The sequence below is a fragment of the Aquabacterium sp. genome (assembly GCF_004297345.1).
In the GTDB taxonomy this organism is placed as follows: domain Bacteria; phylum Pseudomonadota; class Gammaproteobacteria; order Burkholderiales; family Burkholderiaceae_C; genus Aquabacterium.
Window position 1 is genome coordinate 1 of the sequence record NZ_SCTN01000554.1, and the last position, 7223, is coordinate 7223.

General features: G+C 62.4%; 5 protein-coding genes and 1 pseudogene. All 6 read left to right on the forward strand.

The features are described from left to right. Positions 1-147: pseudogene (locus EPO09_RS21270) on the forward strand (3-isopropylmalate dehydratase small subunit); the annotation flags it as partial. 35 nt (positions 148-182) lie between these two features. After that, positions 183-1262 (forward strand): 3-isopropylmalate dehydrogenase, encoded by a 1080-nt coding sequence (leuB, locus tag EPO09_RS21275; RefSeq protein ID WP_290646463.1) that lies wholly within the window; start codon positions 183-185, stop codon positions 1260-1262. 119 nt (positions 1263-1381) lie between these two features. Continuing rightward, the gene (gene asd, locus EPO09_RS21280) at positions 1382-2515 is read left to right on the forward strand and encodes an aspartate-semialdehyde dehydrogenase (protein ID WP_290646455.1); all 1134 of its coding nucleotides are present in this window, start codon (positions 1382-1384) and stop codon (positions 2513-2515) included. Positions 2516-2830: 315 nt separating this feature from the next. Further along, complete coding sequence (locus EPO09_RS21285) at positions 2831-5740, forward strand: FimV/HubP family polar landmark protein (RefSeq protein WP_290646457.1); 2910 nt, start codon at positions 2831-2833, stop codon at positions 5738-5740. A 6-nt stretch (positions 5741-5746) separates the two neighbouring features. Further along, entirely contained in the window at positions 5747-6634 is an 888-nt protein-coding gene (gene truA / locus EPO09_RS21290) for a tRNA pseudouridine(38-40) synthase TruA (protein WP_290646459.1), read from the forward strand. 147 nt (positions 6635-6781) lie between these two features. After that, on the forward strand, positions 6782-7223 hold a 442-nt coding region (locus EPO09_RS21295; RefSeq protein ID WP_290646461.1), incomplete at its 3' end, for an N-(5'-phosphoribosyl)anthranilate isomerase.

Sequence of the window (7223 nt, forward strand, 5' to 3'; positions counted from 1 at the left end):
CCGTTCGAGGTGCAAGCGTTCCGCAAGTACTGTCTGCTCAATGGCTTTGACGACATTGGCCTGACATTGCAGCACGCTGACAAGATCAAGGCTTACGAGGCAGAGCGCCTGGCGCAAAAGCCCTGGCTGAACCACCGCATCGTCTAAACAATAACTAGTCTGTCGAGATTCCCATCATGGTCATGAAGATTGCTGTTCTGCCGGGTGACGGCATTGGTCCCGAAATCGTCACGGAAGCCGTCAAGGTGCTGCGCACCCTGGATCTGGCGTTCGAGATGGATGAGGCCAAAGTTGGTGGCGCCGCGTTTGACGCCCACGGCCACCCGCTGCCCGAGCACACGCTGAAGCTGGCCATGGAATCCGATGCCGTGCTGTTCGGCTCGGTGGGTGACTGGAAGTACGACAAGCTGGATCGCCCTCTGCGTCCTGAGCAGGCCATTCTGGGTCTGCGCAAGAACATGGGCTTGTTCGCCAACTTCCGTCCGGCCATCTGCTACCCGCAGCTGACGCACGCTTCCAGCCTCAAGCCTGAACTGGTTGCGGGCCTGGACATCCTCATCATCCGCGAGCTGACGGGCGACATCTACTTCGGCCAGCCGCGCGGCCGCCGCGAATCGCCCGATGGCGAGTTCAAAGGTGCACCGGAAGCCTTCGACACCATGCGCTACTCGCGCCCTGAGATCGAGCGCATTGCCCACGTGGCCTTCCAGGCTGCCCGCAAGCGCGGCAAGCGCGTGACCAGTGTCGACAAGGCCAATGTGCTGGAAACCTTTCAGTTCTGGAAGGATGTCGTCACCGAAGTGCACGCCCAATATCCTGACATCGAGCTGGACCACATGTACGTGGACAACGCCGCGATGCAACTGGTCAAGGCGCCCAAGAAGTTCGACGTGCTGTTCACGGGCAATATGTTTGGCGACATCCTGTCCGACGCTGCGGCCATGTTGACCGGCTCCATCGGCATGCTGCCGTCTGCCTCGTTGAACGCCAAGGGCCAGGGCCTGTACGAGCCCAGCCACGGCTCGGCCCCTGACATCGCCGGCAAGGGCGTGGCCAATCCGCTGGCCACCATCCTGAGCGCTGCCATGATGCTGCGTTTCAGCTTGAACCAGGAAGAGGCCGCCAGCCGCATCGAACGTGCTGTGCAGTCCGTGCTGGAGCAAGGCCTGCGCACGCCTGACATTTATAGCGAAGGCACGAAGAAAGTCGGCACGGTTGAGATGGGCGAGGCCGTGGTGGCTGCCCTGAAATCGCAAGGCTGACAGAGGCTGGGCAACGGAGGCAGAAAGCGCGGTGCGCGCATCGCCTCGAGCCGAGGAAGACATAGGCGGCAGGCGCTCACCCGGTGCCCCGCAATGAGATTGATCTAAAGGATAGAAAAATGGCTACGACTCTGGTTGGTTTGGTGGGCTGGCGCGGCATGGTCGGCTCCGTCTTGATGGACCGCATGCAGGCCGAGGGCGACTTCGACCTCATCGAGCCGATGTTCTTCTCGACCTCGAACGCGGGCGGCGCCGCTCCGTCGATGGCCAAGAACGAAAAGACGCTCAAGGATGCCTTCAGCATTGAAGACCTCAAGCGCTGCGACATCATCCTGACGGCCCAAGGCGGTGACTACACCACCGAGGTCTATCCCAAGCTGCGCGCTGCTGGCTGGAATGGCCACTGGATCGATGCGGCCTCCACGCTGCGCATGGCCGACGACGCCGTGATCGTGCTGGACCCGGTCAACATGCCTGTGATCAAGAACTCGCTGGCCAATGGCGGCAAGAACTGGATCGGCGGCAACTGCACGGTCAGCTGCATGCTGATCGGCGTGGGTGCGCTGTACAAGGCTGGCCTGGTCGAGTGGATGTCCACCCAGACCTACCAGGCCGCATCTGGTGGCGGTGCCCAGCACATGCGCGAACTGCTGACCCAGTTTGGCACCCTGAACGCCGAAGTGCGTTCGCTGCTGGATGACCCCAAGAGCGCCATCCTGGAAATCGACCGCAAGATCATCGCCAAGCAACGTGCGCTGACCGCTGCAGAAACCGCCAACTTCGGCGTGCCCCTGGGTGGTTCCTTGATCCCCTGGATCGACAAGGACCTGGGCAATGGCCAGTCCAAGGAAGAGTGGAAGGGCATGGCCGAGACCAACAAGATCCTGGGGCAGGGCGAAGGTTTCGGCACGACGGCTGTGCCGGTCGATGGTTTCTGTGTGCGTGTTGGCGCCATGCGCTGCCACAGCCAGGCCTTGACCTTCAAGCTCAAGAAGGATGTGTCCGTGCAGGAGATCGAAGCCATGATCGCCGCTGACAATCCTTGGGCCAAGGTCGTGCCCAACACCCGCGAAGCCACGATCAAGGACCTGACGCCTGTGGCCGTGACGGGCACGCTGACCATCCCCGTGGGTCGCGTTCGCAAGCTGGCGATGGGCCCGGAATATGTCGGCGCTTTCACGATTGGCGACCAGCTGTTGTGGGGTGCGGCTGAACCGCTGCGCCGCATGCTGCGCATTTTGCTGGACGCTTGATTTGAATTGACCGACCTTGCTGGCGCATATTCGACAAGCGCCAGCAACGTCTGGTCACAAAATCGGTGCCGCGGCTTGTTGCCCCAGGGCGACAATCTACCCCCCTAGTTTCAAGTCGGGATCATTATTTCTGGCCTGAATTCAACGCTAGGGGCGTTAGATCAGTAATTGCATGAGCTTGTCACCGTATCTGCTTGATGCTATTGTGTTTTCTGCTGCGTACCGTCTGCAGGTGCTGGCACGTCCGTGGGTCGCTTTGCGATCCGGGCGCGCCGCTGGTCGACGAACCGACCTCATGACGACTTGGGAGACGCCTTGAAAGATCATTTGTTGTCCGTGGGTTCTCAAACCCAAAGTAAATTTGCCCTGAATAAGGTGGCGACCGCCGCAGCCTTTTCTGCGTTGGCCGCTACGGCATCCCTGATGCCTGTTTCTGCCTGGGCATTGGGCCTGGGTAAATTGAATGTGCAGTCGTCGTTGGGTGAGTCCCTGCGGGCGGAAATCGATGTCACCAGCCTGACTCAGGATGAGGGTAGCTCGCTGCAAGTGCGTGTGGCCACGCCGGAAACCTACCGTGCTGCAGGCGTTGATTACAACCAGGTGCTGACGGCGACACGGATTGTGTTGCAGCGTCGTGCCGATGGTCGCCCCTATCTGCGCATCACCAGCGATCGCTCGGTTCAAGAGCCCTTCGTGGATGTGATCCTGGATCTGTCCTGGTCTTCCGGCCGTCTGGTGCGCGAATACACTTTGCTGTTTGATCCTCCCAGTACGCGTGCCAGCACACAGACCACCTCGCCGGTGATCGATGCGCCTGCGCCTGTTGCTGCTCCCGCACCTGCACCAGCGCCAGTGGTCGCGGCGGCACCTGCTCCCGCACCTGCTGTGGCTGTCGAGCCTGCGGTGAAACCCGCCGCTACCCGTTCTGCCGCATCCACCTCGGCCAGCGAGCCGTTGAAGGTCCGCAAGGGCAAGAAGGTTGCGCCTGCTGCGTCCGAGGCACCGGCCAGTGCGCCGGCTGAGGCGGAAGCCGCTGCACCAAGCAAGGTCGCACCAGCTGAGTCAAGCACATCGGCTTCCTCGGGCTCTTCCTCCAGCACCGTGCGTGTGAAGCCGGGTGATTCGCTGTCACGCATCGCTGGCCGCACGGCTCAGCAAGGCGTGTCGCTGGATCAGATGCTGGTGGGCTTGTATCGCAACAATCCGCAAGCGTTCCTGGGCAACAACATGAACCGACTGAAGTCGGGCGTGGTGTTGAACGTCCCAACGGCAGAGCAAGCCAAGAGCGTCTCCAATGAGGAGGCTCATCAGATCATCGTGGCGCAAAGCTCCGATTTCTCTGCTTATCGTCAGCATCTGGCAGGCGCTGTGACGGCGACGGCGCCAGAGCAACCGCAGCGTCAGGCCAAGGGCAAGGTTGAGGCTGAAGTCCAGGACAAGAAGCAATCCGAGGCGCCTGCGCCTGACAAGCTGACCCTGAGCAAGGGGGGCATGTCCAACTCTGCCAAGCCAGCTGCTGAAGATCGTCTGGCCAAGAGCCGCGCCAAGCAGGAAGAGGCCGCACGAGTGGCCGAGTTGTCCAAGAACCTGGATGACCTGCGCAAGCTGAAGGAAAAGACGGCTGTGGCTTCGGCGCCTGCCAAGGCTGTGCCGCCAACGCCGGTTGTGCCGAGCAAACCGGCTCCGGCTCCTGTGGCGCCGAGCAAGCCAGCTGTGGTGGTGCCTCCAGCACCGGCTCCAGCGCCAGTTCCCGCTCCGGCCCCCGCGCCAGCCCCTGTGCCCTCCAAGCCTGCAGTGCTTGAGGCTGCGTCTGCACCTGCTTCCGCTACGGTGGCAGAAGCTGTTGCCAGCGCCGCGTCCGAGGCTGCATCCAGTGCTGCCACTGCGGCGATGGAGCAGGCATCTGCTGCCGAGGCCGCAGCGTCGTCGGCTCGCCCCAGCCTGCCAGTCCCGGTTCCGCCTCCAGTGCAGGAACCTGAGGCGCCTGGCTTCCTGGAGTCGCTCAACCCGATGCTGCTGGCAGCCGGTGGTGCAGCTGTGGCCCTGCTGGCAGGTGCCGCGATGTACTTCCGTTCGCGTCGCCGTGGCGATACGGGTGAGACGTCTTTCCTGGAAAGCCGTCTGCAACCTGACTCGTTCTTCGGTGCATCCGGTGGTCAGCGCGTGGACACTCGCGATGCGACCGGCGGCCCTTCGTCCATGAGCTACTCGCTCAGCCAACTGGACGCCATCGGTGACGTGGATCCCGTGGCCGAGGCCGACGTGTACCTGGCCTACGGCCGTGACCTGCAAGCCGAGGAAATCCTCAAGGAAGCGCTGCGCAGCACACCAGATCGCCTGGCCGTGCGCACCAAGCTGCTGGAGGTCTATGCCAAGCGCCGTGATACCAAGGGCTATGAACAACTGGCTGCCCAGTTGTACAACCTGACTGGTGGCGAAGGTGAAGACTGGGCCAAGGCTCAGGAAATGGGCCTGGGTATCGATCCAGAGAACCCGCTGTACCAGCCTGGTGGCCAGCCTTCCGCTGCACCGCTGAGCATCGAGACGCCGAATGACATGCTGGGTGCCAGCACCATTCCTCATTCCGTGATGCCGGCGCCCAGCATGCTGGAGCCTGCTCCGGCCCCTGCGCCAGTGGCTGCAGTCGAACCTGCGCCAGCGGCAGAAATGCCGGCAGAACTGGTCGATCTGGATCTGGATATTTCTGCGCCAGCGCCGCTGGACGAAGTGACTGATTCGGTTTCTCCTCCAACCACCGAGGCGGGTGATCTGCCTCCTCTGGAGTTGCCAGAAGTTGAGACCACGGTGATCGAGCCCAAGTCTGCTGCGGCTGACACAGGTCCGATGGATTTGCCGATGATCGATACTGGTGCTCCCGCTGCGCCTGCTGCTGATGGTGGTCTGGATTTCGATCTGGGTGAGGTGCAGACGCAAGCTCCGGCTCCCGCGCCTGCCTCGTTTGACCTGAGCAGCATCAGCCTGGATCTGGATGCGCCAGCACCTGCTGCGGAAGCTGCGCCCGAAGATGACTGGCTGACTGCTACGGCGTCTCCTGCCTCTTCGCTGTCGTCTGACCCGATGAACCGCAAGTTCGAACTGGCTGAAGAATTCCGCCAGATCGGTGACGTTGATGGTGCCCGCGAACTCCTGCAGGAAGTGCTGGAGAACTCGCAGGACGAAGGCCTGAAGGCACGTGCGCAAGGCATGCTCGATAGTCTGGGCTGATGATCCATGCAAGATGACTCTCCGGGGTTGACGGCGCCCGCCGCCTTCGCCCCGGCTGACCAGAACGGCTCCGATTTGACAGGGGCGACCCGCCGGGTCGCCCTTGGCGTTTCTTACCTGGGCTGTGCCTACAAAGGCTGGCAAAGCCAGCCCGGCGGCGGTACCGTGCAGGACGCTCTGGAAGCCGCACTCAGCGAATTCGCCACCAAGCGCATCAAAGTTATGTGCGCGGGGCGTACCGATGCGGGTGTGCATGGCATCAACCAGGTGGTGCACCTCGATACCGATATCGATCGGGCGCCGTTTTCCTGGGTGCGTGGCACCAACGCCTACCTGCCCAAGGACATCGCCGTGCAGTGGGCGGCCGAGGTGCCGGCGCATTTCCATGCCCGCAACAGCGCGCTGGGGCGTCGCTATACCTACGTCCTGCTAGAGGCTGCTGTGCGCCCAGCGCTGGAAACAGGCAGGGCAGGGTGGGTGTTTCGGCCCCTTGATCTGGATGCCATGCTGGAGGCGGCGCAGCACCTCATCGGTGAGCACGATTTCAGTTCCTTCCGATCGTCCATGTGCCAGTCGCCTACGCCGGTCAAGGAATTGCGCGAGATCCGCATCCGCCGTTGCGGGCCGCCTCACGCGCCAACGGCCTACTGGCGCTTCGACTTCGAAGGCAAGGCTTTTTTGCATCACATGATCCGCAACATCATGGGCTGCCTGATCATGGTCGGCACGGGTGTTCAGCCCGCCTCCTGGGTGCTGGAGGTGCTGCATGCCCGCGACCGCAAGGTGGCGGCGCCCACCTTTTCGCCAGATGGGCTTTACTTCTTCGGGCCGCGCTACGACCCTGCTTTCGGCTTGCCAGAGCAGATCCCTGGCCAGGACTGGTTGCCTACCTGAGCGCGTCCATTCAGCACTTTGGCGTCAAATCCGTGCCAGCGGCGCTGCAGGGCGGGGCGCCTGAACAGGAGGCTGGGCGTTAATCCGTATTTTTGAGACAATCCCGGCATCGACACCGATGGGCTGCGTGCCAGCCCTCCTGCCTGGATGTCTCTGCCCCCCGAACACCGCACCCGCATCAAGATTTGCGGACTGACCCGTGAAGCCGATGTGGATGCGGCCGTCGCAGCCGGCGCCGATGCCATCGGCTTTGTGGTCTACGAAAAAAGCCCTCGCTATGTGACAGCGGCCCGAGCCGGTGAACTGGCTCGCCGCCTGCCGCCCTACGTCACGCCAGTGGTGCTGCTGGTCAACGCCTCTGCCGAGTTGCATGCGCAGGTCTTGCGGGCTGTCCCTCATGCCTTGATTCAGTTCCATGGTGACGAGACGCCAGCCCAGTGCGAAGCGGTGGGGCGCCCTTATGTTCGGGCCGCCCGGATGGCCCCCGGTTTCGATTTGTTAGACTTCGCCCTGTCTTACCCGTCGGCTCAAGCGATGTTAGTGGATGCTCACGTCGAGGGCTACGGTGGGGGAGGCAAGGTATTTGACT

Coding starts and splice junctions, on each gene's coding strand:
- leuB (WP_290646463.1), top strand. CDS start 183: ATGAAGATTGCTGTTCTGCCGGGTGACGGCATTGGTCCCGAAATCGTC.
- asd (WP_290646455.1), top strand. CDS start 1,382: ATGGCTACGACTCTGGTTGGTTTGGTGGGCTGGCGCGGCATGGTCGGC.
- truA (WP_290646459.1), top strand. CDS start 5,747: ATGCAAGATGACTCTCCGGGGTTGACGGCGCCCGCCGCCTTCGCCCCG.